Consider the following 23530-nt stretch of genomic DNA (forward strand, 5'->3'; position numbering starts at 1 on the left):
TATGACCAAGGTTGAACTGGCAAAACTGCGTACCGTTATCCCTGAAATGCGCCGGGTGCGTCGCATTCACTTCATCGGCATCGGTGGGGCCGGGATGGGCGGTATCGCTGAAGTCCTTGCCAACGAAGGGTATCAGGTGACCGGCTCGGATCTGGCCCGCAATGCGGTGACCGAACGGCTCGAGTCCCTCGGTGCCCACATCTTCGTGGGCCACAGTGCCGAGCACGTGAACGAGGCGAGCGTGGTGGTGGTCTCTACCGCCATCAAGCAGGACAACCCCGAGCTGCTGGCTGCCCGCGAGCTGCGCATCCCCGTGGTGCGCCGCGCCGAGATGCTGGCCGAGCTGATGCGTTTCCGCCATGGCATCGCCATCGCCGGCACTCACGGCAAGACCACCACCACCAGTCTGGTAGCGAGTATCTATGCCGAGGCAGACCGGGATCCGACCTTCGTCATCGGTGGCCTGCTCAACAGCGCCGGCACCAATGCCCGCCTGGGCAGCAGCCGCTATCTGATTGCCGAAGCGGACGAGAGCGACGCCTCCTTCCTGCATCTGCAGCCGATGGTTTCCATCGTGACCAACATCGAAGCGGATCACATGGACACCTATGGTGGCGACTTCTCCAAGCTGAAGGCCACCTTCATCGACTTCCTGCACAATCTGCCGTTTTACGGGCTGGCCGTGGTGTGCGTGGATGACCCGGTGATCCGCGGCCTGCTGCCGGAGATCGCGCGTCCCACCATCACCTATGGCCTGAGTGATGATGCCGACGTGCAGGTGCTGGACTTCGTGCAGACCAGCAACCGCAGCCGTTTCCGGGTCCGTCGCAAGGATGCCGGCGAGCTGGAGGTGACCCTCAATCTGCCGGGCATCCACAACGCCCTCAATGCCGCCGCGGCGATTGCGGTCGCCACCGAGGACGGGATCGGCGATGATGCCATCATCCGGGCGCTGGCCAAGTTTGAAGGGGTGGGTCGCCGCTTCCAGCAATATGGCGAGTTCGAGACCGGCCGCGGCAAGGCCATGCTGGTGGACGACTACGGTCACCACCCGAGCGAGGTCAAGGTCACCATCAACGCCGCTCGCGCCGGCTGGCCCGAGAAGCGACTGGTGATGGTGTTCCAGCCGCACCGCTATACCCGTACCCGCGATCTCTATGAAGATTTCGCTGACGTGCTCTCCAAGGTGGACGTGCTGGTGATGCTGGAGGTCTATGCCGCCGGTGAAGAGCCTATTCCGGGCGCCGATGGCCGCGCCCTGTGCCGCTCCATCCGCTCCCGCGGCAGTCTGGAACCCATCTTTGTCGCGACGCCGGACGATGTGCCGGCGGTACTGGCCGGCCTGGTCGGCGAGGGCGATCTGGTGCTGACCCAGGGGGCAGGGAACGTCGGGGCGCTGGCACGGCGTCTCGGCGAGATGAAATTGAGCATCGAGAGCATGAAATCCGGCGCCTGAGGGCCCAATGAGTATTTTGACCGCCAAGCCGGGGCCTATATAATGGCGAACCGGCCTGCAAAGGGCCGGCATGGCGCGTTAAACGGGGATCGATCGGGTGGAGGCAAGGGCACAAGGGCGCACCAAGGGAGGCTTCATCGCCGGGGTGGGATTTTTCCTCCTGGTCATGTGGGGCCTCTACCAGACCGCGCTGGATGTTAAAGATTGGCTGACGGATGCCAATCGGTTGCCCATGAGCGAGCTGTTGCTGCAGGGGCAACACCAGTATTTGCAAACCGATGAACTGCGCAGCGCCGTGCTGGATGGCGCCGAACTGCGCAATTTTTTCGAGTTGGATGTGAACGAATTGCAGGCGCGGTTGAACGCCTTGCCTTGGGTGGCCCAGGTCTCGGTACGCAAGAAGTGGCCCAACAAGATCAAGGTCTACCTCACCGAACAGGCGGTGGCGGCACGCTGGAATGGCAACCGCTTCGTCAACACCAAGGGTGAGGTGTTCAGTGCGCCGGACAGGGTGAAGACCCCCCTGATGCAGCTGTCCGGGCCAGAAGATCAGGCCGTCAAGGTGCTGGAGGCCAGCCGTCAGTACGAGGCGCAGCTGGCGGCCAGAGGATACAAGCTGCTGGGGGTGAATCTGACCCCTCGCCATGCCTGGGAACTGACCCTGGATGGCAACATTCAGCTGTTTTTGGGGCGCTCGGATATCGCGCTTCGACTGCAGCGGTTTATCGATGCCTTTCCGGTCATCGAACCCCGTGAGCGGGTTGCTTACGTGGATCTTCGATACGACACCGGGATGGCAGTTGGCTGGAAGAAGAACGAAGAGAAAGTGAATGACCAAAACCGCAGATAGAAATCTGATTGTCGGACTGGATATCGGCACAACCAAGGTGGCGGTTCTGGTTGGCGAAGTGCTGCCAGACGGTGAGCTCAATGTCATCGGCATGGGCAGTCACGCCTCTCGTGGCATGGACAAGGGCGGGGTCAACGATCTCGATTCCGTGGTCAAGTCCCTGCGCCGCGCGGTGGAAGAGGCCGAGATGATGGCCGACTGCCAGATCAGCTCCGTCTATCTGGGGTTGTCCGGCAAGCACATCGACTGTCGCAATGAAACCGGCATGGTGCCCATCTCCGATGAAGAGGTGACCCAGGAAGACGTGGACAACGTCATCCACACCGCCAAGTCGGTGCGGTTGTCTGATGAGCTGCGGGTGCTGCACGTGCTGCCCCAGGAGTTCGCCATCGACTACCAGGAAGGGATCAAGAACCCGGTCGGTCTGTCCGGCGTGCGGATGGCCGCCAAGGTGCACCTGATCACCTGCCACAACGACATGGCTCGCAACATCGAGAAGTGCGTTGAGAAGGTGGGTCTGCGGGTGGATCAGCTGATCTTCTCCGCCTTGGCATCCAGCTACGCCGTGCTGACCGAAGACGAGAAAGAGCTGGGTGTCTGCGTGGTGGACATCGGTGGTGGCACCATGGACATGTCGCTGTTTACCGGCGGCGCCCTGCGTCACACCAAGGTGATCCCGTACGCCGGCAGCACTGTGACCAGCGACATCGCCTACGCCTTCGGCACTCCGCCGCTGGATGCGGAGGCGATCAAGGTGCGCTACGGCTGCGCCCTGGGCCGGCTGGTCAGCAAGGAAGACAATATTGAAGTACCCAGTGTCGGCGGTCGTCCGGCGCGCAGCCTGCAACGGCAGACACTGGCCGAAGTGATCGAGCCCCGTTACACCGAGTTGCTCTCCATGGTGAATGATGAGCTGGTGCGGGTACAAAGCGAATTGAAAGCGCAGGGGGTCAAGCATCAGCTTGCAGCCGGTGTGGTCTTGACCGGCGGCGCTGCCCAGATCGAAGGCATTGTGGAGTGCGCAGAGCAGATCTTCCAGAGCCAGGTCCGGGTAGGGGAGCCCATGAATATCCGGGGATTGAGTGATTACGTGCAGGCGCCTGTGTACTCGACTGCGGTCGGGTTGCTGCAGTATGGCCGCACCCATCAATCCACCGGCAGTAGCAAGGAATATGCCGCCAAGGCAAGCGTAGGTGGGCTGGTCAAACGGGTCAGCAACTGGTTGCGTGGCGAGTTCTAAAAGATTTTGCTGAGTCAGGCAAATAAAGCGGAGAGACAACATGTTTGAATTTATGGATAGCCACACTGACGAAGCCGTCATCAAAGTGATTGGTGTGGGTGGCGGCGGCGGCAACGCGGTCGAACACATGGTTCGTCAAAACATCGAAGGTGTCGAGTTCATTACCGTCAACACCGACGCCCAGGCGCTGCGCAACTCCAGTGCCAACACAACCCTGCAGATCGGCGGTGGCATCACCAAGGGTCTGGGTGCCGGGGCCAACCCGGAAGTGGGTCGTGACGCGGCCATGGAAGATCGGGAAGCGCTGCGCGAGCTGCTGACCGGCTCCGACATGGTGTTCATCGCCGCCGGCATGGGTGGTGGTACCGGTACCGGCGCTGCCCCGATCGTGGCCGAAGTGGCCCGCGAGATGGGTATCCTGACAGTTGCTGTCGTAACCAAGCCGTTCTCCTTCGAAGGGAAAAAACGGATGGGCTTCGCCGCTCACGGTATCGAAGAGCTGTCCAAGAACGTCGACTCCCTGATCACCATCCCCAACGACAAGTTGCTGAAGGTGCTGGGTCGTGGCATCTCCCTGCTGGACGCCTTCAAGGCGGCCAACGATGTGCTGCTGGGTGCGGTACAGGGCATTGCCGAGCTGATCACCCGTCCGGGTCTGATCAACGTCGACTTCGCGGACGTGCGTACCGTGATGCGCGAAATGGGTACCGCCATGATGGGTACCGGTTCCGCCTCCGGTGATGACCGTGCCGAAGAGGCCGCCGAGAAGGCCATCTCCAGCCCGCTGCTGGAAGACGTGGATCTGGCCGGTGCCCGTGGCATCCTGGTCAACATCACTGCCGGCATGGACATGACCATCGAAGAGTTCGAAACCGTGGGTAACGCGGTCAAGGCCTTCGCCTCCGAGAACGCCACCGTGGTGGTGGGTACCGTAATCGACCCGGAAATGCACGACGAACTGCGCGTGACCGTGGTTGCCACCGGTATCGGTGCCGAGCGCAAGCCCGACATCACCCTGGTGAAGAACAACATGGTACAAGAGCGTCCGGCCCGTCAGCCCCTGATCAGCGAAGCCCTGCAGTCTCGCGTGATGGAAGAGGCGCCGGCCAAGGTGGTGAACGCCGAGCCGCAAGCTCGTCGCGAACCGGATTATCTCGATATTCCTGCGTTCCTGCGCAAGCAAGCTGACTAAGCCCCTAATGACGCTGGTTTGTTTGTTGCTTAAGGAATGTGCTAAGATGGCCTGCCCACGACCATCTGGTCAGGAATTTGAGCTGTTAAGCGGATACGCCCATGATTAGACAAAGAACCTTGAAAACGAGTGTCCAGGCCACCGGTGTCGGCCTGCATTCGGGCCGGAAAGTCACAATGACGTTCCGTCCGGCGCCTGTTAACACAGGGATCGTTTACTTGCGTACCGATCTGAATCCTGTGGTAGAGCTGCCAGCCAATGCTGATCAGGTGCGTGATACCGTGCTTTGTACCGCTCTGGTGAACGAAGCCGGTGTCCGTGTCTCTACCATTGAGCACCTCTCTGCCGCACTGGCCGGGATGGGCATCGACAATCTCTATGTCGAGGTTGATGCGCCCGAGATCCCGGTGATGGACGGCAGTGCGCACCCCTTTATCTACCTGCTGCAAGAAGTTGGTATCCGTGAACAGAATGCGCCCAAGCAGTTTGTGCGGATCAAGCAGAGCATCCGGGTTGAAGACGGCGACAAGTGGGCGGAATTCCACCCCTATCGCAACGGCTTCAAGATGGATCTCGAGATCGACTTCCAGCATCCGGTATTTGAAGGACGCAATCAGCGTTGCGTGCTGGACTTCTCCGGTGCCTCTTTCGTAAAAGAGATCAGCCGTGCCCGTACCTTCGGCTTCATGCGTGACATCGAGTACCTGCGTTCCCAGAACCTGGCGCTGGGTGGCAGCCTGGAAAACGCTGTGGTGCTGGATGACTACCGGGTGTTGAACGAAGATGGTCTGCGCTACGAAGACGAATTCGTCAAACACAAGATGCTGGATGCGATTGGCGATCTGTACATGTGCAATCGCAGCATCATTGGCGAATTCCGTGCCTACAAGACCGGCCATGCCCTGAACAATAAACTGCTGCGTGCCTTGCTGGCCAAGCAGGAGGCCTGGGAACTGGTGACCTTCGAGGGTGAGGGCGACAAAGCGCCTATCGCTTACTACGATAACGGTCTGGTTCTGGCCTGATAGCCGTGCAACGGAACGTCGGTCCTCTCTCCGCACCGACGTTCCGTCATTTGTTTACTCCATTCTGTAATACCGATTATCTCCCGGTTTTATTTTCCGTGTTGGCCCATGGCCACACCTGACCGAGCAGACTGATTTCTATGAGCATTACCCTGATCCTCCATGGTAAGCAGCGACGCAGGTTGCACTTGCCCAAACAACGTCTGGCCTGGGTCGGCGGTATCCTCTTCACTGTATTGGCCTTGGGGGGCGGCTGGCTCTGGCAGAGCTGGCAGCAAAAGATGGACGCGCTGGAAGTGGCGCTGGCCATGGCCGAACAGCAAAAATCCACGCAAGGGGCTGACGAAGCCCGCGAACAGCTTGCCATGCTGGCTGCCCAGGTGGGCACCATGCAGGGGCAGCTGGGTCGACTCAATGCACTCGGAGAGCGGCTGACCGAAAAAGCCGATCTCGACCCCGAGGAGTTCAATTTCAAGGAGCTGCCCCCCATGGGCGGTCCCTCCTATGATGCGGATCTGGAAGTCAGCCTCAACGAGCTGCAGGACTCCATGAAGCATCTCAGCCAACAGCTCAGCAGTCGTGAAGAGCAGCTGTCGGTACTTGAATCTTTCATCATGAATCACCATATAACCGATGCCGGTTTCATCTCCGGGACACCGGTCAAGCAGGAGCGAGTTTGGGTCTCCTCTGGCTTCGGTGGCCGGGTCGATCCGTTCAATGGTCGTGCCAAGATGCACAAGGGGGTGGATTTCCGTGGCAAACCCGGCACCCCCATCCTGGCAACGGGCCCAGGCGTTGTAAGCTGGGCTGGCCGTCATCCGGAATTTGGCAACATGGTGGAGATCAACCACGGCAATGGTCTGGTGACCCGTTATGCCCACAACTCCAAGTTGCTGGTCGAAGTGGGCACCCTGGTCGATGAGGGCCAGAAAATTGCCTTGATGGGACGCACCGGTCGCGCGACCGGGGTCCATTTGCATTACGAAGTATTGAAAGATGGTCGTCAGGTGGACCCCGCGCGTTTTCTCAATGCCAGACGGGGTTAGGTTTTTTTCTCCAGGTTCCAGTGACGGAACGCTTATATAACCAGAAATAGTTGGTACCCATGATTAGCACACTGCTTACCAAGATTATCGGCAGCCGGAACGACAGAACGCTCAAGGCTTTGCGTAAAATTGTAAAACAGATCAACGCGATGGAGCCGCAATTCGAAGCTCTGTCCGATGCACAGCTGCAGGCGAAGACGGCCGAATATCGTCAGCGTCTGGAGCAGGGTGAGACGCTGGAGCAGCTGCTGCCGGAGGCCTTTGCCACCGTGCGTGAGGCCTCCCGTCGGGTGTTCGGCATGCGTCATTTCGACGTGCAGCTGATTGGCGGCATGGTGCTGAACTCCAACCGCATCGCCGAGATGAAGACGGGTGAAGGTAAAACCCTCACCGCCACCCTGCCGGCCTACTTGAATGCCCTAAGCGGCCGCGGCGTGCACGTGGTGACGGTGAACGACTATCTGGCCAAGCGTGACGCCGAGGCGAACCGTCCGCTGTTTGCCTTCCTCGGTATGACCGTCGACTGCAACGTGCCCGGCATGGATGCGTCCCAGAAGCGTGACGCCTACGCCGCCGACATCACCTACGGTACCAACAACGAATTCGGTTTCGACTACCTGCGCGACAACATGGCGTTTTCGCCCGAGCAGCGCGTGCAGCGTCCGCTCAACTACGCGCTGGTGGATGAGGTGGACTCGGTGCTCATCGATGAAGCCCGTACCCCGCTCATCATCTCAGGCCCGGCCGAAGACAGCTCCGAGCTCTATATCCGCGTCAACAAGCTGATCCCGCTGCTGGTCAAGCAGGACAAGGAAGATTCCGAAGAGTACACCGGCGACGGCCACTACACGGTGGACGAGAAGAACCGCCAGGCGCTGCTGACCGAAAACGGCCAGATCTTCGTGGAGGAGCTGCTCAAGAAAGAGGGGCTGCTGGCCGAGGACGACTCCCTGTTCTCCGCCACCAACATCAGCCTGCTGCACCACGTCAACGCCGGCCTGCGTGCGCACACCCTGTTTGAACGCAACGTCGACTACATAGTCCAGAAGGACGAGATCGTCATCGTCGACGAGCACACCGGCCGTACCATGCCGGGTCGTCGCTGGTCCGACGGTCTGCACCAGGCGGTCGAGGCGAAGGAAGGGGTCAAGATCCAGAACGAGAACCAGACGCTGGCCTCCATCACCTTCCAGAACTACTTCCGTCTGTACGACAAGCTGGCGGGCATGACGGGTACTGCCGATACCGAAGCCTTTGAATTCCAACAGATTTATGGCCTGGATACCGTGGTTATCCCGACCAACAAGCCGATGGTGCGCAAGGACATGGGCGATCTGGTCTACCTGACCGCCAACGAGAAGTATGCCGCCATCATCGAAGACATCCGCGGTTGCGTCGAACGCGGCCAGCCGGTGCTGGTCGGTACCGTCTCCATCGAGAACTCCGAGCTGCTCTCCGGCATCCTGACCAAGGAGAAGATCCCGCACAAGGTGTTGAACGCCAAGTTCCACGCCATGGAGGCGGAGATCGTTGCCCAGGCCGGCCAGACCGGTGCCGTCACCATCGCCACCAACATGGCTGGTCGTGGTACTGACATAGTGCTGGGTGGCAACTGGCAAGCGGAAATCGCCCAGCTGGAGAACCCGAGCGAGGAGCAGATCGCCGAGCTGAAGGCCGCCTGGCAGGTGCGCCACGATGCGGTGCTGGCCGCCGGTGGTCTGCACATTATCGGTACCGAGCGTCACGAGTCCCGTCGTATCGACAACCAGCTGCGCGGCCGTTCCGGTCGTCAGGGTGACCCGGGCTCCTCCCGCTTCTACCTCTCCATGGAAGATACCCTGATGCGGATCTTCGCCTCCGATCGCGTGACCGGCATGATGAAGAAGCTGGGCATGGAAGAGGGCGAAGCCATCGAGCACCCCTGGGTGACCAAGGCCATCGAGAACGCCCAGCGCAAGGTGGAAGGTCGCAACTTCGACATCCGCAAGAGCCTGCTGGAGTTTGACGACGTGGCCAACGACCAGCGCAAGGTGGTCTATGAGCAGCGCAACGAGCTGCTGGACACCAGCGATATCTCCGAGACCATCCACGTCATCCGTGACGACGTCTACGGCGCCATCATCGACGAGTACATCCCGCCCCAGTCTCTGGAAGAGATGTGGGACGTGCCGGGTCTGGAAGCCCGCCTGAAGTCCGACTTCGCGCTGGATCTGCCGCTGCAGCAGTGGCTGGCGGAAGACGACAAGCTGTATGAAGAGAAGCTGCGCGAGCGCATTCTGGATGAAGCCACCAAGCTCTATGCCCACAAGGAAGAGCTGGTCGGTAAAGAGGTGCTGCGCAACTTCGAGAAGGCGGTCATGCTGCAGACCCTGGATGGCCTGTGGAAAGAGCATCTGGCGGCCATGGATCACCTGCGTCAGGGTATCCATCTGCGCGGTTACGCCCAGAAGAACCCCAAGCAGGAGTACAAGCGCGAGTCTTTCGATCTGTTCACCCAGATGCTGGAGACCCTCAAGCGCGACGTGGTCAGCATCCTGAGTCGGGTACAGGTGCAGGAGCGCGACGTGGAGGCGATGGAAGAGCAGCAGCGCCAGCAGGCCGAAGCCGCTCCCCGTACCTACACCCACGCGACGGCCGACAACCAGCTGGCCGATGAAGAGCAGGCCGAAGCGGGCCCGGTCACCTTCGTGCGGGACGAGCAGAAGGTGGGGCGCAACGATCCCTGCCCCTGCGGCTCCGGCAAGAAATACAAGCACTGCCACGGTCAGTTGACCTGATAGCGCAATGACGATGATGCACCGCCTCCGGGCGGTGCATTCATTTCCGGCAGGCAAAGAGGGAGAGCCGTGCGATGAGCAAGATGCCGACAGGATGGGATACTACTGCCCACAACAGCTGGCTGGCGGGCCAGCGCCAGGTTGCCATCCAGCAACTGCTGGCCCGGCTCAATGCCAGCGCGGTCAAGCCGGTGGCTCTGCAGCTGCAGTTTGCCTATTACCTCTTTTTGTGCGGTGACCCGGCGTCGGCGGCCCAGGTACTGGAGATGGCTCACAAGGCCGAACCTGGCAACGACGAGGTGCTGCGCAACCTCTGCTCTTGTCTGTCACGGTCCGGTCAATATGAACAGGCGGTGGCGCGGCTGCAGACCCTGTTGCAGCGTCTCCCCGACGACTTCCATGCGCTGGATGCTCTCTGCGCCTCGCTGGCCAAGCTGGAGCGACACTCCGAGGCAGCCCTTGCGGGCACCCGCTCGCTGGAGCTAAAGGCACGGGTGAGCGACAAGGCGCCGTCAGACTGGACTCTGCCGGCAGTCGCACCGTCAGCCTGGCTGTCGGCAGACAAGCCGGATGTCATCGCCTTCTCGCTGTGGGGTAGTGCCCCTCGCTACCTGCGGGGCGCCATCGACAATGTGCTGGCGGCCGCCTATCTCTATCCAGGTTGGCGGGTGCGTTTCTACGTGGATGAGAGCGTGCCTGCCGAGCTGCTCGCTGCGCTGCGCGAACTGGGGGCCGAGCTGTTGCTGCAACCCGCCGGTCAATCTTTGCGTCAGCGCCTCTGCTGGCGCTTTCAGGTAGCCAACGATCCGCGGGTGGGGCGCTTTCTGGTGCGGGATGTGGATTCGGTACCGGGTGTGCGCGAGCGGCTGGCGGTACAGGAGTGGCTTGCATCGACGCGCTGGTTTCATATCATGCGCGACTGGTGGAGTCATACCGATCTGGTGCTGGCGGGCATGTGGGGTGGGGTGGCCGGTGTGCTGCCGCCACTGGCGCCCCTGCTCGAAGCCTATCAGCCGGACGTGATGGAGACGCCGAATATCGACCAGTGGTTTTTGCGCGACCGGCTCTGGGGTTATCTCTCGCAGAGCTGTCTGGTGCATGACCGCTGCTTCACGCCGTCTGGCGCCACCCCCTGGCCGCTGCCCGCCCCGGACGGGAGCGAGCATGTGGGGCAGGATATCTTTACGGCACAAGGGGAAACACAGGCCCGCCGGCTGGCGCCCTGGATTGCCCGTTTGCCATGTTTACGCTGAGGACAATGATGGAACAGAAGAAACGGATCTGGGTGGCGGTCGGCGTCATCGAGAACGAACGGGGCGATATCTTCATCGCCAGACGCTCCGCCGATCGTCATCAGGGGGATCGCTGGGAATTCCCCGGCGGCAAGGTGGAAGCCGGAGAGGATCTGCTCACCGCGCTGGACAGGGAGCTGTGGGAAGAGATCGGGATCCGGGTGCAGGATTGCGCTCCCTTCATGGAGCTGCATCACGACTACCCGGACAAGCAGGTACTGCTGGATATCTGGAAGGTGACCCGCTTCAGCGGCGAGCCGTTTGGCAAGGAGGGGCAGGAGTGTCGCTGGGTGCCGCTGGTCTCGCTGCACGAGTACCACTTCCCCGACGCCAATGGCCCGATCGTGACGCGCCTGCAGGCATCGCTGGCCGCACAGGGCTGATATTAGCCGCAGTGCATACCAAAATAAAAAGGGCCGAATCGGCCCTTTTTGCTTGCTGGCTTACTGCCACTGCTCCCCCTCTTCGGGGTAGGGCAGCAGCTCCGGGTCTATTTCCCCCGGGATCCGCTTCTCCTCGTCGGCCCACTCGCCGAGATCGATCAGTTGGCAGCGCTTGCTGCAGAACGGGCGAAACGGGCTCTGCGGGCCCCATTCCAGCTCGGTCTGGCAGGTCGGGCACTTTACCTTGGTCACCATGGATGCTCCTTAGCAGCAGGCCAGCTGGAAGGGCACGTCACCGATCTGCTGCTCCGTGGTGGGTAAAAAGCGCAGGGCAAACCGGTTCTTGTGGCCGCTCAGGGTCGGGTAGCACTGCTGGGTGCCGCTCAGGCGAATGCGTATCAGCTCGGCACTCTCGGCGGTATCCTGGAAGAAGCCGTTGACGGCCACCTGTTCACTGAAGTTGCCGGATTCGCGCCACAGGCGCAGCAGCAGGGAGATGGCGTTCATCAACAGGTTGATGTCGCTCAGCCACAGCTGCATCTGCTGATGACGGGCGATGGCCGGGGTGGCCAGCCAGTGGTGCAGTTGCGGTACGTCGAAGGCGCACAACCCGCCCGGAATGGAGAAGCGTTGGCGGATGGAGCCAAGCAGCCGGTCCTCTTTCAGACGGGCACCGGGACGCGGTGCACTCAGCAAGTTGCGGGAGAGCTGGGTGCTCTCCTGCTGCATCAGGTTGATCTGCTCCAGGTCGACGTCTGGCAGGCTGGCCCAGTGGCTCAGGCGCTGGCTGAGGCGCTCCAGGTCTTTAATCAGGTCGGCACGCAGGTCACCGCGCTCCAGCAACTCCTGCAGGTCGAACAGGCCCTTGAAAAAGGCGATGTGTGCCCAGGGCTGGTCGCTCTCCAGATTGTCGCGGATCTGGGAAAACAGGGACTCCAGACGAAGATAGGTCCGGCTTTTTTCATTGAGGGGAAAATCGTAAATCATGCCTAATCCTGGCCAGCCATAAACCGGCCTAGTGTACTCACAGTTGGCGGGCTTGTTGAGAGGCAAATGCCAGATATGTCTCGTGCAGCGCGAAAATTCGGCTCTTTATTGCCTCGGGCGTGCCGTTCTGGTTGTCCAGCACATCGTCGGCTGCCGCCAGCCGCTCGGTCCGGCTCGCCTGGGCGGCCAGGATGGCCTCAGCCTGCTCCCGGCTCACGCCGTCCCGGCGACAGGTACGCTCAATCTGGGTCGCTTCGTCCACGTCGATCACCAGTACCCGGTTGGCCAGTGCGGTGAGCCGGTTTTCCACCAGCAGGGGCACCACCAGCAGGCAATAGGGGGAGCGCGCGGCCGCGCACTGGCGCTGCATCTCGCTGCGAATGAGGGGATGGAGCAGGGCGTTGAGCCAGCCCTTGGCCTGCGGGTCAGTGAAGACCCGCTCACGCAGCTGGCGGCGATCGAGCCGGCCATCCGGGGCGATGACGTCTGCGCCAAAATGGGCGGCGATGGCGGCCAGGGCCGGGGTGCCGGGTTCCACTACCTCGCGGGCGATGATGTCCGCATCCACCACCTCGATGCCCAGCTCGGCAAACTGATTGGCAACCGTGGTCTTGCCGCTGCCAATCCCGCCGGTAATTGCGACTACATACATGGGTCAGTGCTGCCTTTGATCAGAGAAATGTCGTGAGGTACCAGCGGGTGATGGTATCGCCCCACAGCAGCGCGATCCAGCCGGCGATCGCCAGGTAGGGCCCGAAGGGGATGGGTTTGCCCTGATGGTGGTTGCGCAGCAGGATGAGACTTATCCCTATGATGGCGCCGACCAGCGAGGAGAGCAGCAGCACGATGGGCAGGGCCTGCCAGCCCAGCCAGGCCCCCAGCGCCGCCAGCAGCTTGAAGTCGCCGTAGCCCATCCCTTCCTTGCCGGTCAGCAGCTTGAAGGCCCAGTAGAGGCTCCAGAGCACCAGATAGCCCGCCATGGCACCGATCACCGCATCGGCCAGCGGAACGAATCCCCCTGCCAGATTGAACAGCAGGCCACCCCACAGCAATGGCAGGGTCAGCTGATCCGGCAGCAGCATCTTGTCCAGATCGATGAAAGTGAGCGCCACCAGCACCCAGGTGAGCAGCAGGGCGGCCAGCAAGCCCCAGCCCGGTGGGAATGTTGCGGCGACGACCAGCGAGAGCAGGGCGGTCAGCAGCTCCACCAGCGGATAACGGGCCGAGATGGGGGCCTGACATTCACGGCAGCGACCCTTGAGCCAGAGCCAGCTGAGCAGGGGGATATTCTCCATGGCCGTGATGGCGTGGCCGCAATGGGGGCAGGCAGAACGCGGCACCATCAGGTTGTAGCGTTCTTCCTGCTGCAGTTGTGTCTCTGGGTTGAAATAGCTGAGGTATTCGGCCTGCCACTCCCGTTCCAGCATGATGGGCAGGCGATGGATCACCACGTTGAGAAAACTGCCGATCATCAGGGAGAAGAGGAATACTAGCGAAAAATAGAGCCAAGGCAGGCTGTGAAAAACGTCAGTGATCAGCAACATCGGGTTCCGGATTGGTTGGGGGTCAGTGGATGACCGACCCCAGTTTGAAGATGGGCAGGTACATGGCGACCACCATGCCGCCGACCAGTACCCCCAGCACCACCATGATGAGAGGTTCCAGCAGGCTGGTGAGGCCGTCGACCAGATCGTCCACCTCTTGTTCGAAGATGGTGGCGACCTTGGAGAGCATATCATCGATGGCGCCTGACTCCTCGCCAATCATCACCATCTGGATCACCATGTCGGGGAAGAGATCGACGGTGCGCATGGCCACGTTGATCTGCATGCCTGCCACCACCTCGTTGCGAATGGCCATGACAGCGGTGCGATAGACATAGTTGCCGGAGGCGCCTGCGGCGGAGATCAGGGCATCCACCAGCGGGATACCGGCGGAAAAGGTGGTGGAGAGGGTACGGGCGAAGCGGGCCATGGCGGCCTTGTGCAATATCATGCCGACCACCGGGATGGTCAGAATGAACTTGTCGGTGTTGTCTCTGACTTTCTGCGAGGCGCGCCAGGCTCGCACGTAGAGGAAGATGGCGAGTGCAACCCCGCCAAAGATCATATACCACCAGTTCTGCATGAAGCGGGAGATGCCGATGACGAACTGGGTAAAGGCGGGCAGCTCGGCGCCGAAACTCTTGAAGATGTCCTCAAACTGCGGAATGACGAACAGCAGCAGAATGGAGGTGACGACAATGGCCACCAGGATGACCATGGTGGGGTAGAACATGGCCTTCTTGATCTTGGATTTGAGCGCTTCGGATTTTTCGCGATAAGTCGCGATGCGGTCGTAGATGGTCTCCAGGGCGCCGGACTGCTCACCCGCCTCGACCAGGTCGCAATAGAGATCATCGAAGTGGCGGGGATGGCGGCGCAGCGCCTCGGACATGGGGGTGCCGGTCTCCACATCGGCGGCTATCTGGCCCATCAGCTCGCGCATGGCCGCTTTCTCGTGGCTGCGGGCGATGATCTGCAGGCTCTGGACCAGAGGCACGCCGGCCGACAGCATGGTGGTGATCTGGCGGGAGACGACGGCAATGTCCATCGGCTTGATCTTGGCGCCGCCCTTGGAGAAGAGACCCTGACTCTTCTTGCTCACCTTGGTGACGTTGACGCCCTGCTTGCGCAGCTCGGCCTTGACCGTGTTGATGCTGTCGGCCTGCAGCTCGCCGGAGACCTTCTGGCCCTTGCGGTTCACCCCGCTCCAGCGAAAGGCAAAGACTTTCTTGGGGGCATTCTGTTTCTGGGTTAGCGTTGCCATCACTGCGTCCTGCAATGGGGCCCGGTTTGCTCGTCATTAAGAGAAGCAACCTCGGCCTGATGGAAATCGCCAGGGCCGGCGGCACCTGGATGAATCGGCTGAGCGATAGACTCTGTCAGTTGGTTGTTACCCGGTTTATCTCGGCCAGGCTGGTCACCCCCAGTCGGGCCTTCTCAAGACCGGAGGTGCGCAAGGTCCGCATGCCCTCCTTCTGGGCAATGGCCGCAATCTGCATGGAATTGGCTCCCTGCATGATCAATTTTGCAATATTTTCTGACATCAACAGGATCTCGTAGATGCCGACCCGTCCCTTGTAGCCGCCAGAACACTCCTTGCAGCCAACCGGCTTGAACAGCCGCAAGCCTGCGGCCAGCTGCTGTTGGGTAAACCCCAACTCCAGCAGTTCAGCTTCCGGCACCACTTCGGGGGCCTTGCAGTGGTCGCACAGCTTGCGTGCCAATCGTTGAGCCATGATCAGGGTAACCGAGGAGGCGATGTTGAAGGCGGGGACTCCCATGTTCATCATCCGGGTCAGCGTCTCGGCCGCTGAGTTGGTGTGCAATGTAGAGAGCACCAGGTGGCCGGTTTGTGCCGCCTTGATGGCGATCTCGGCGGTTTCAAGATCCCGTATTTCACCAACCATCACCACGTCGGGATCCTGGCGCAGGAAGGAGCGCAGGGCACTGGCGAAGGTGAGCCCGGCCTTGGGGTTGACCTGCACCTGATTGACCCCAGGCAGGTTGATCTCCACCGGGTCTTCGGCGGTCGAAATATTCACTTCTGTGGTGTTGAGAATGTTCAGGCCGGTGTAGAGCGACACCGTCTTGCCCGAACCGGTCGGGCCGGTCACCAGGATCATGCCCTGAGGCTTCGAGAGCGCGCGCAGATATTGTGCCTTCTGCCGATCGTCAAAGCCGAGCTGTTCGATATTGAGGCGCGCAGCGGAAGAGTCGAGCAGACGGATAACGATCTTCTCGCCCCACATGGTGGGCAGGGTGTTGACCCGCATGTCCATCGACTTGTTGCGCGACAGCTTCAATTTGATGCGGCCATCCTGGGGCAGCCGCCGTTCGGCGATGTCCAGGCGCGCCATCACCTTGAGGCGGGCCGAGAAGCGGTTGGCCAGATTGACCGGCGGCGTCGCTACCTCATGCAGGATCCCGTCTATCCGAAAGCGAATACGGTACTTGGTCTCATAGGGTTCGAAGTGGAGGTCGGATGCACCGCGCTTGATGGCATCCATCATGATCTTGTTGATGTATTTGACGATGGGGGCGTCATCGTCCGCCGTGTTGACGCTCTCGTCGAGTCGTGACCCCTCGTCAGACACCTCCAGCTCGGAGATCTCGGATTCGTCGATGTCCTCCATGCCGAGGGCGTCCTGATCGTTCTCCATCAGCTTGCTGATGGCGGCGGTCAGCTTGTTCTCTTCGACCAGCAGGGCCTCGGTGTGCAGCCCGAAGCTGAAACCAAAATCCTCCAGTGCCGACACATTGGTCGGGTCGGACATGGCGATATAGAGGGTGTGGCCCTGGGTGTAGATGGGCAGCACATGGTGTTTCTCAATCAGCTTCTGATTGAGGTACTTCTGCGGGATCTCGGCCAGGTCGAAGGCGGCAAGATCCAGCAGAGGTACCCCATACTCCAGCTCGCAGAAGTCGGCCAGCGCCTTGCTGTCGAGGATCTCGTTCTCGATCAGAAAGGTCACAAAGGGTTTGCGCTGTGCCTTGGCCTGGCTCAGATAGCGCTGTGAGTCTGACTCACTGAGCAGGGAAGAGGCGGCCAGGCTTAACGCCAGGCCGCTATGGGGGCTAGAAGTCATGCGTTAGCATTTACCATCTGTCTTGCAAGAACCCGAAATGGTCCACAAAACTTGCTGTCCTTCGGTCGCTAAAGCATTCGTTACCAAAGAATAGGTTGAGCTGTCTAAGTTTGTATCGGCAGTGGCAAGAATGGTGACTACATTACCTGTCGCTGTAACGCCGATGCTGGCTAAGTTCCCGGTGAGATCGGAAGCACCTGAGACAGCTGCTAGGCCTGAAGCTGCACAATCAGATGCAAGAGTACCTGTTCCCCCTGTATGACCTTGTACACATACCTCGACTGCGGTTTTAGCTGGACCAGTTGCAGAGATTACTTCAGTGAATTTTGCGCGTTTTGTATAGCTTTGATACGCCGGCAGCGCAATGGCGGCTAGGATGGCGACGATCGCGACCACGATCATCAATTCGATAAGGGTAAAGCCTGATTGTTTCTTCATTTCAAATATCCTTTTTGTCCTTGGTTCCTGGGAAGTGCCGGTGGAAAACTATCCACACGTCAATATCTTATCCGAGCTGTCCGACTTGGCAACAGAGGTCGGGGTCTTTGTTAACAATCTTTCTGTCATTTGCGAAAAATTTGATATAAATCATGGATGAAGAGCCCCTATCGACTCTTTGTAGCTGGCGGGGATGAGTCCATCTCACACTCCTTTGCCGAGGGATCCTGCCTTAAAGAAAAGGCGCCCATGGCGCCTTTTGCAAGTCCTTCATCTTGTTATATGTCACCGGCCCGACGGGGCATGGTGAACGCCCTTCGGCTAGATAAAACGCATCGAGAGATCTAGGGCCCGCACATGTTTGGTCAGGGCACCGACCGAAATGAAGTCGACACCGGTAGCCGCATATTCGGCCAGGGTGTCCAGCGTGACGTTGCCGGACACTTCCAGCTTGGCCCGCCCCTGATTGAGTGCAACGGCCTCGCGCATCATGGGCACGTCGAAGTTGTCCAGCATTACTATGTCTGCCAGGGCTGCCAGCGCCTGTGCCAGCTCGGCCAGGGATTCGACCTCGACTTCCACCGGTTTGCCCGGATTGAGCCGGCGAGCCTCGGCAATAGCCTGCGCTATGCCACCACAGGCGAGAATATGGTTCTCCTTGATGAGATAGGCGTCATAGAGGCCGATGCGGTGATTCTTGCCGCCGCCGCAGGTGACCGCATACTTCTGGGCGCTGCGAAGGCCGGGCAGGGTCTTGCGGGTGTCGAGCAGGCGGCAATCTGTGCCTGCCAGCTCGGCCACGTAGCGGGCGGTGAGGGTGGCGACGCCGGAGAGGGTCTGCACGAAGTTCAGCGCATTGCGCTCGCCGGTCAGCAGGGTGCGAGCCGGGCCGTGCAGACGGAACAGCTCCTGATTGGGGGTGAGCACTTCACCATCCTGCACCAGCCACTCCACCTGCACATCGCCACCAAGCTGGGTGAATACCTCGTCTACCCAGGGTTGGCCGCAGAAGACGCCGGCTTCGCGGGTGATGACTCGGGCCGTCGAGATGCGATCCGCCGGGATCAGCTGGGCCGTGATATCGGCGCTGGCATCCGGTTGGTCCAGCGCGGTGAGGGCGTCGCCCAAGTCTTCGAGTAATGCGGCGCGCACGGCGCGACGGATGTCCTGTTGTAGCATGCCTTTATTCCTGCAAAGGTCTGAGCAGCAACTGCCGCTCCTTTTGAACCAGCTCCAGCCGGCCGAGGGCATTCATGCCTACCAGCACCTCGTCGCCAGCCGCCGCCGGGTTGATAAAGATGGCCAGATCGTACAAGGTCAATGGTCCCATCGCCAGCGTTTCGATGGTGCCGTTGCCGACCCGGATAAAGCCGGCAGCCGTATTCACCTGGCTGCTGCCGTGGGCGGTCAGGCCGAGCCGCTCGGCGACCCGTTGTGGCACTGTGATGCGCGTTGCGCCGGTATCGAGCAGCAGTTGCACCGGCTGGCCGTTGATGGCACCCTCCAGTCGATAGTGGCCGCTCTGGTCGGCCCTCAGCAGGAGTTCGCCGCTGGCGGTGACGCTCGGTTGGGTGCGGGAGTGGAAGTAGAGGGTCAGCAGGCCCATCAAAGAGAGCCAGGCCAGTAGCCAGAACCAGCGCGCCGTTTGCTGCATACCTCATCCATATCGAGCCAAAGATGACCCAGCCTAACACACAATTTTCCACTGATTCAGCGGCTTGGTGACAAGATGCCGGCCCGGATCGCGCTTTTCCCCTCAACTCGTATCGAGTAGCCGATGACCCATCCTGACCCCATGTTTTCCATCGACGCCGCCGGCTGGTGCCGGGAGGCTCGCCGGGTGCCCTCTCCCCACTACAACGAGCGGGCCAGCCCGAGCGACATCTCTCTGCTGGTGGTGCATGGCATCAGCCTGCCGCCAGGCGAGTTCGGCGGCCCCTTCATCGACGATCTCTTTATGGGCAGGTTGGATCCCGCGGCGCACCCCTACTTTGTCGACATTCATCAACTGCGGGTCTCGGCGCACTGTCTGATCCGGCGCGATGGTGAACTGGTGCAGTATGTGCCGTTTGGTGCCAGAGCCTGGCATGCCGGGGTCTCGAGCTGGCAGGGGAGGGAGGCGTGCAACGACTTCTCCATCGGCATCGAGCTGGAAGGGACCGACGAACTGCCCTACACGGACGCACAGTATGAGGTATTGGTTGGGCTCAGCCGAACCTTGTCGAGTCATTATCCCGCCATCACGGCGGATCGTATCGTCGGCCATTGCGACATAGCGCCGGGGCGCAAGACGGATCCGGGTGACAGTTTCGAATGGCAGCGATATCGCCAGGCACTCAACTTTAAGTAAATATTCTAAAAATAAGTTTGTATTTTTAAAACAATGGCTTGCCTCTATGGCAGGCCATTTTTATTCGCTGTTGATCAAATGTTGCCTGTGAGCCATGTCAAAAATATTGGTCTGACCAATTTCTATGAGCCAAATCATAAATCCCTCTATTTACCCCTTAAGTGGCAAGGTTGATTCTTGATTCAGATCATCTTTTGGGTGGACTTTTCCCATGCCCTCTGCTAATTTTCGCCCCATTCATGAAATTGGTAATACCAATTTAACAAAGCAGCCTCATGCCCTATCTCAAGATTACTCAACCCAAGTTGGCCGACGCCATTGTCGCCGAGCTGGAACAGATGATTCTGGAAGGCAGTTTGCAGCCGGGCCAGAAGTTGCCGCCCGAGCGGGAACTGGCCATCCAGTTTCAGGTTTCGCGCCCTTCGCTGCGCGAAGCCATCCAGCGTCTCGAGGCAAGAGGACTCTTGTATCGTCGTCAGGGCGGCGGCACTTACGTACAGAATGCCTTGAGCAAAGGGATCGCCGATCCCCTGTTCGAGCTGCTCAGCACCCACCCGGAAGCCCAGTACGACCTGCTGGAGTTTCGCCATGCGCTGGAAGGCATCTGTGCCTACTATGCTGCATTGCGGGGAACGGAAGCCGATTTCGAGCGGATCCGTCAGGTGCAGTCCGCCATCGAGGAGGCTGGCCAGCAAGGCTCGCTGGTAGCCGAATCTGCTGCCGTCACCCAGTTCTATCTGGCGGTGGCCGAAGCGTCCCACAACGTGGTGCTGCTGCATCTGCTGCGGGCCATGGGCCCCATGCTTGAGCAGAACATTTTACGCAATAACGAAATTCTGAATCGCCGTCCGGGAGTGGTCGCCAAGATCCGTCGCCATCGCGCGCATCTGATCGAGGCTATCCTGTCGGGGGCTCCGGAGCGGGCCAGGGCAGCTTGTCATGAGCACCTGGCCTTTATCGAGGACACCTTGTTGGATATGCAGAGGGAAGACAGCCGGATCCAGCGATCCATGCGTCGGATCCGTCAGCAGGAAAACTAATCCCACAAGGCTTTATTGTCGAATGCTTGCGCCCTTCGCCGTGCAATGCCGTGCAATCACAACATAATAGGAACCAGCCATGTCTGATATCCTGAAGAACGATGTGGACCCGATAGAAACGCTGGAGTGGCTTGCCTCTCTGGAATCCCTGCTGCGTGAAGAGGGTCCGCAACGCGCTCAGTTCATCCTTGAACAGTTGGCCGAGAAAGCCCGCGCAAGCGGTGTGGACGTGGCTGCCAAGGCAAATCGCGACTACATCAACACCATCCCGTCCAGCGACGAGCCGGCTTACCCGGGCGACCTGGAGATGGAGCGTCGCATTCGCGCCATCATCCGCTGGAACGCCATGATGATCGTGCTGCGCGCCTCCAAGAAAGACCTGGACCTGGGCGGTCACATGTCTTCCTTCGCCTCTTCCGCGACCATCTACGAAGTCTGCTACAACCACTTCTTCCGTGCCCGCAACGAGAAGGACGGTGGCGACCTGGTTTACTTCCAGGGTCACATCTCCCCGGGCATCTACGCCCGTGCATTTGCCGAAGGTCGCCTGACCGAAGAGCAGCTGGACAACTTCCGTCAGGAAGTGGATGGCAAGGGTATCCCTTCCTACCCGCACCCGAAACTGATGCCGGAATTCTGGCAGTTCCCGACCGTCTCCATGGGTCTGGGCCCCATCGCCGCCATCTATCAGGCCCGCTTCCTGAAGTACCTGACCGACCGTGGCATCAAGGATTGCTCCGAGCAGACCGTTTACGCCTTCCTAGGTGACGGCGAGATGGACGAGCCGGAAGCCAAGGGCGCCCTGACCGTTGCCGTGCGTGAAAAGCTCGACAACCTGGTGTTCGTGGTCAACTGCAACCTGCAGCGTCTGGATGGCCCGGTTGTCGGCAACGGCAAGGTCATCAACGAGCTGGAAGGCCTGTTCGCCGGCGCTGGCTGGGACGTCACCAAGGTTATCTGGGGTCGCAAGTGGGATGAGCTGCTGAAGAAAGACACTTCCGGCAAGCTGATCCAGCTGATGAACGAGACCGTGGATGGTGACTACCAGACCATGAAGTCCCGCGATGGCGGCTACGTGCGCGAGCACTTCTTCAACCGTTACCCGGAAACCGCCGCGCTGGTCAAAGACATGACTGACGAGGAGATCTTCGCCCTGAACCGCGGTGGTCACGATCCTCGCAAACTGTTCGCCGCCTTCTCCAAGGCCGCACAGACCAAGGGCAAGCCGACCGTGATCCTGGCCAAGACCATCAAGGGCTATGGCATGGGCGAAGCGGCCGAAGGCAAGAACATCGCTCACCAGGTCAAGAAGATGGATCTGGGCTCAGTGCGTCACCTGCGCGATCGTTTCAACCTGCCGGTGACCGACGAGCAGCTGGAAAACCTGCCGTACCTGAAGATCGAAGAGGGTACCGAAGAACACAAGTACCTGCACGCCCGTCGTGCCGCGCTGAAGGGCTATGTACCGACCCGTCTGCGCGAGAGCACCACCAAGCTGGAAATCCCGGCGCTGGATGCCTTCGGTCCGCTGCTGGGTGAACAGGCGCGTGAAATCTCCACCACCATGGCGTTCGTGCGTTCCCTGAACGTGATGCTGAAAGACAAGTCCATCGGCAAGCGCATCGTGCCGATCCTGGCTGACGAAGCCCGTACCTTCGGTATGGAAGGCCTGTTCCGCCAGATCGGTATCTACAGCCCGCACGGTCAGCAGTACACCCCGCAAGACCGCGACATCGTCTCCTACTACAAGGAAGACAAGCAGGGTCAGGTTCTGCAAGACGGTATCAACGAGCTGGGCGCCATGTCCTCCTGGCTGGCTGCTGCGACCTCTTACAGCACCAACGATTGCCCGATGATCCCGTTCTACATCTACTACTCCATGTTCGGCTTCCAGCGGATCGGCGACATGGCGTGGGCAGCCGGTGACCAGCAAGCCCGTGGCTTCCTGCTGGGTGCGACCTCCGGTCGTACTACCCTGAACGGCGAAGGTCTGCAGCACGAAGATGGTCACAGCCACATCCTGGCCAACACCATCCCGAACTGCGTCTCCTACGACCCGTCCTACGCCTATGAAGTAGCGGTGATCGTACAGGACGGTCTGCGCCGCATGTACGGTGAGAACCCGGAGAACGTGTTCTACTACATCACCACTCTGAACGAGAACTACGCCATGCCGGCCATGCCGGAAGGCGCCGAGGAAGGCATCCGCAAGGGTATCTACAAGCTGGAAACCGTGGCCGGCACCAAGGCCAAGGTACAGCTGCTGGGTTGTGGCTCCATCCTGGGTCACGTGCGCACCGCCGCCCAGATCCTGGCCAGCGAATACGGCATCGGTTCCGACGTGTTCAGCGTCACCTCCTTCAACGAGCTGGCTCGTGACGGTCAGGACGCGGATCGCTGGAACATGCTGCACCCGACTGCCGAGGCTCGCGTTCCCTACATCGCTCAGGTGCTGGGCAGCGAAGCCACCATCGCCGCGACCGACTACATGAAGTCCTTCGCCGATCAGGTGCGTGCCTTCGTGCCGACCGAAAACTACCGCGTGCTGGGTACCGACGGTTACGGCCGTTCCGACAGCCGTGCCAACCTGCGTCGTCACTTCGAAGTGAACGAGTTCTACGTAGTGGTTGCTGCCCTGACCGAACTGGCCAAGCGCGGCGAGGTAGACAAGCAGGTTGTGGCCGAGGCCATCGCCAAGTACGGCATCGATGCCGACAAGGTCAACCCGCTGTACGCGTAAGAGGATCAAGTGTCGTGCCGGGACTCGTTGCCCGGCACGGCCTTGCAAAGGTTAACGCGAAAGACGCGTGACAGCAGTCGGTCA

21 protein-coding genes are annotated in these 23530 nt (G+C 60.3%); 12 read left to right on the forward strand and 9 right to left on the reverse strand.

Annotated features, from left to right (window positions below):
- The first annotated feature begins 1 nt into the window (after position 1).
- The 9 genes from murC (at position 2) to mutT (ending at position 11261) form a co-directional block, all read left to right on the forward strand.
- Positions 2–1456 carry a UDP-N-acetylmuramate--L-alanine ligase gene (gene murC, locus ACB033_RS10930; RefSeq protein ID WP_026458927.1) on the forward strand — a complete coding sequence of 485 codons (1455 nt, stop codon included), beginning with the start codon at positions 2–4 and terminating at the stop codon, positions 1454–1456.
- Positions 1457–1553: 97 nt separating this feature from the next.
- Positions 1554–2306, forward strand: coding sequence for a cell division protein FtsQ/DivIB (locus ACB033_RS10935; protein WP_005305694.1), 753 nt, complete (start codon positions 1554–1556; stop codon positions 2304–2306).
- Positions 2287–3546 carry a cell division protein FtsA gene (gene ftsA / locus ACB033_RS10940; protein ID WP_005305690.1) on the forward strand — a complete coding sequence of 420 codons (1260 nt, stop codon included), beginning with the start codon at positions 2287–2289 and terminating at the stop codon, positions 3544–3546. Before ACB033_RS10935 ends, ftsA begins: the two co-directional genes overlap by 20 nt.
- 40 nt (positions 3547–3586) lie before the next feature.
- Positions 3587–4738: a cell division protein FtsZ gene (ftsZ, locus tag ACB033_RS10945; protein WP_005305686.1), complete on the forward strand. Its 1152-nt coding sequence runs from the start codon at positions 3587–3589 to the stop codon at positions 4736–4738.
- A gap of 101 nt (positions 4739–4839) precedes the next feature.
- Positions 4840–5763, forward strand: coding sequence for a UDP-3-O-acyl-N-acetylglucosamine deacetylase (gene lpxC / locus ACB033_RS10950; RefSeq protein ID WP_011707578.1), 924 nt, complete (start codon positions 4840–4842; stop codon positions 5761–5763).
- 140 nt (positions 5764–5903) lie between these two features.
- Positions 5904–6809, forward strand: coding sequence for a M23 family metallopeptidase (locus ACB033_RS10955; protein WP_005305673.1), 906 nt, complete (start codon positions 5904–5906; stop codon positions 6807–6809).
- Between the two features lie 59 nt (positions 6810–6868).
- A complete protein-coding gene (gene secA / locus ACB033_RS10960; protein ID WP_010635954.1) occupies positions 6869–9586 on the forward strand; it encodes a preprotein translocase subunit SecA in 2718 nt (905 codons plus the stop codon).
- Positions 9587–9660: 74 nt separating this feature from the next.
- Entirely contained in the window at positions 9661–10839 is a 1179-nt protein-coding gene (locus tag ACB033_RS10965) for a tetratricopeptide repeat protein (RefSeq protein WP_139725695.1), read from the forward strand.
- An 8-nt stretch (positions 10840–10847) separates the two neighbouring features.
- Positions 10848–11261 carry an 8-oxo-dGTP diphosphatase MutT gene (gene mutT, locus ACB033_RS10970; RefSeq protein WP_010635956.1) on the forward strand — a complete coding sequence of 138 codons (414 nt, stop codon included), beginning with the start codon at positions 10848–10850 and terminating at the stop codon, positions 11259–11261.
- A 60-nt stretch (positions 11262–11321) separates the two neighbouring features.
- Here the strand turns inward: mutT and yacG are convergent, their stop codons facing one another.
- The 9 genes from yacG to ACB033_RS11015 all read right to left on the reverse strand — a co-directional run bounded on the left by yacG (position 11322) and on the right by ACB033_RS11015 (position 18970).
- A complete protein-coding gene (gene yacG / locus ACB033_RS10975) occupies positions 11322–11516 on the reverse strand; it encodes a DNA gyrase inhibitor YacG (protein WP_005305661.1) in 195 nt (64 codons plus the stop codon).
- Between the two features lie 9 nt (positions 11517–11525).
- Positions 11526–12248, reverse strand: a complete 723-nt coding sequence (gene zapD / locus ACB033_RS10980; protein WP_162519906.1) for a cell division protein ZapD — start codon at positions 12246–12248, stop codon at positions 11526–11528.
- Positions 12249–12285: 37 nt separating this feature from the next.
- Entirely contained in the window at positions 12286–12900 is a 615-nt protein-coding gene (gene coaE / locus ACB033_RS10985) for a dephospho-CoA kinase (protein ID WP_017766418.1), read from the reverse strand.
- 19 nt (positions 12901–12919) lie between these two features.
- Positions 12920–13792, reverse strand: a complete 873-nt coding sequence (locus ACB033_RS10990) for an A24 family peptidase (protein ID WP_139725693.1) — start codon at positions 13790–13792, stop codon at positions 12920–12922.
- A 22-nt stretch (positions 13793–13814) separates the two neighbouring features.
- Complete coding sequence (locus ACB033_RS10995) at positions 13815–15056, reverse strand: type II secretion system F family protein (protein WP_005305649.1); 1242 nt, start codon at positions 15054–15056, stop codon at positions 13815–13817.
- A gap of 115 nt (positions 15057–15171) precedes the next feature.
- Positions 15172–16878, reverse strand: a complete 1707-nt coding sequence (tapB, locus tag ACB033_RS11000) for a PilB family type IVa pilus assembly ATPase TapB (RefSeq protein WP_139430614.1) — start codon at positions 16876–16878, stop codon at positions 15172–15174.
- 3 nt (positions 16879–16881) lie between these two features.
- Positions 16882–17316 carry a prepilin-type N-terminal cleavage/methylation domain-containing protein gene (locus ACB033_RS11005; protein ID WP_139430615.1) on the reverse strand — a complete coding sequence of 145 codons (435 nt, stop codon included), beginning with the start codon at positions 17314–17316 and terminating at the stop codon, positions 16882–16884.
- A gap of 321 nt (positions 17317–17637) precedes the next feature.
- Entirely contained in the window at positions 17638–18495 is an 858-nt protein-coding gene (nadC, locus tag ACB033_RS11010) for a carboxylating nicotinate-nucleotide diphosphorylase (RefSeq protein ID WP_139725691.1), read from the reverse strand.
- A gap of 4 nt (positions 18496–18499) precedes the next feature.
- Positions 18500–18970 (reverse strand): TIGR02281 family clan AA aspartic protease, encoded by a 471-nt coding sequence (locus ACB033_RS11015; protein WP_010635963.1) that lies wholly within the window; start codon positions 18968–18970, stop codon positions 18500–18502.
- Positions 18971–19093: 123 nt separating this feature from the next.
- On the opposite strand from ACB033_RS11015, the gene ampD reads away from it, so the two are divergent.
- From ampD to aceE, 3 genes are all read left to right on the forward strand, one after another.
- Positions 19094–19666, forward strand: coding sequence for a 1,6-anhydro-N-acetylmuramyl-L-alanine amidase AmpD (gene ampD, locus ACB033_RS11020; RefSeq protein WP_139725690.1), 573 nt, complete (start codon positions 19094–19096; stop codon positions 19664–19666).
- 275 nt (positions 19667–19941) lie between these two features.
- Positions 19942–20706, forward strand: coding sequence for a pyruvate dehydrogenase complex transcriptional repressor PdhR (gene pdhR, locus ACB033_RS11025; RefSeq protein WP_005305630.1), 765 nt, complete (start codon positions 19942–19944; stop codon positions 20704–20706).
- A 79-nt stretch (positions 20707–20785) separates the two neighbouring features.
- On the forward strand, positions 20786–23446 hold the full coding sequence (gene aceE, locus ACB033_RS11030) for a pyruvate dehydrogenase (acetyl-transferring), homodimeric type (RefSeq protein ID WP_005305627.1): 2661 nt from the start codon (positions 20786–20788) through the stop codon (positions 23444–23446).
- The last annotated feature ends 84 nt before the right edge of the window (positions 23447–23530 follow it).

Source organism: Aeromonas sp. S15(2024) (genome assembly GCF_041402265.1).
Lineage (GTDB): Bacteria > Pseudomonadota > Gammaproteobacteria > Enterobacterales > Aeromonadaceae > Aeromonas > Aeromonas dhakensis.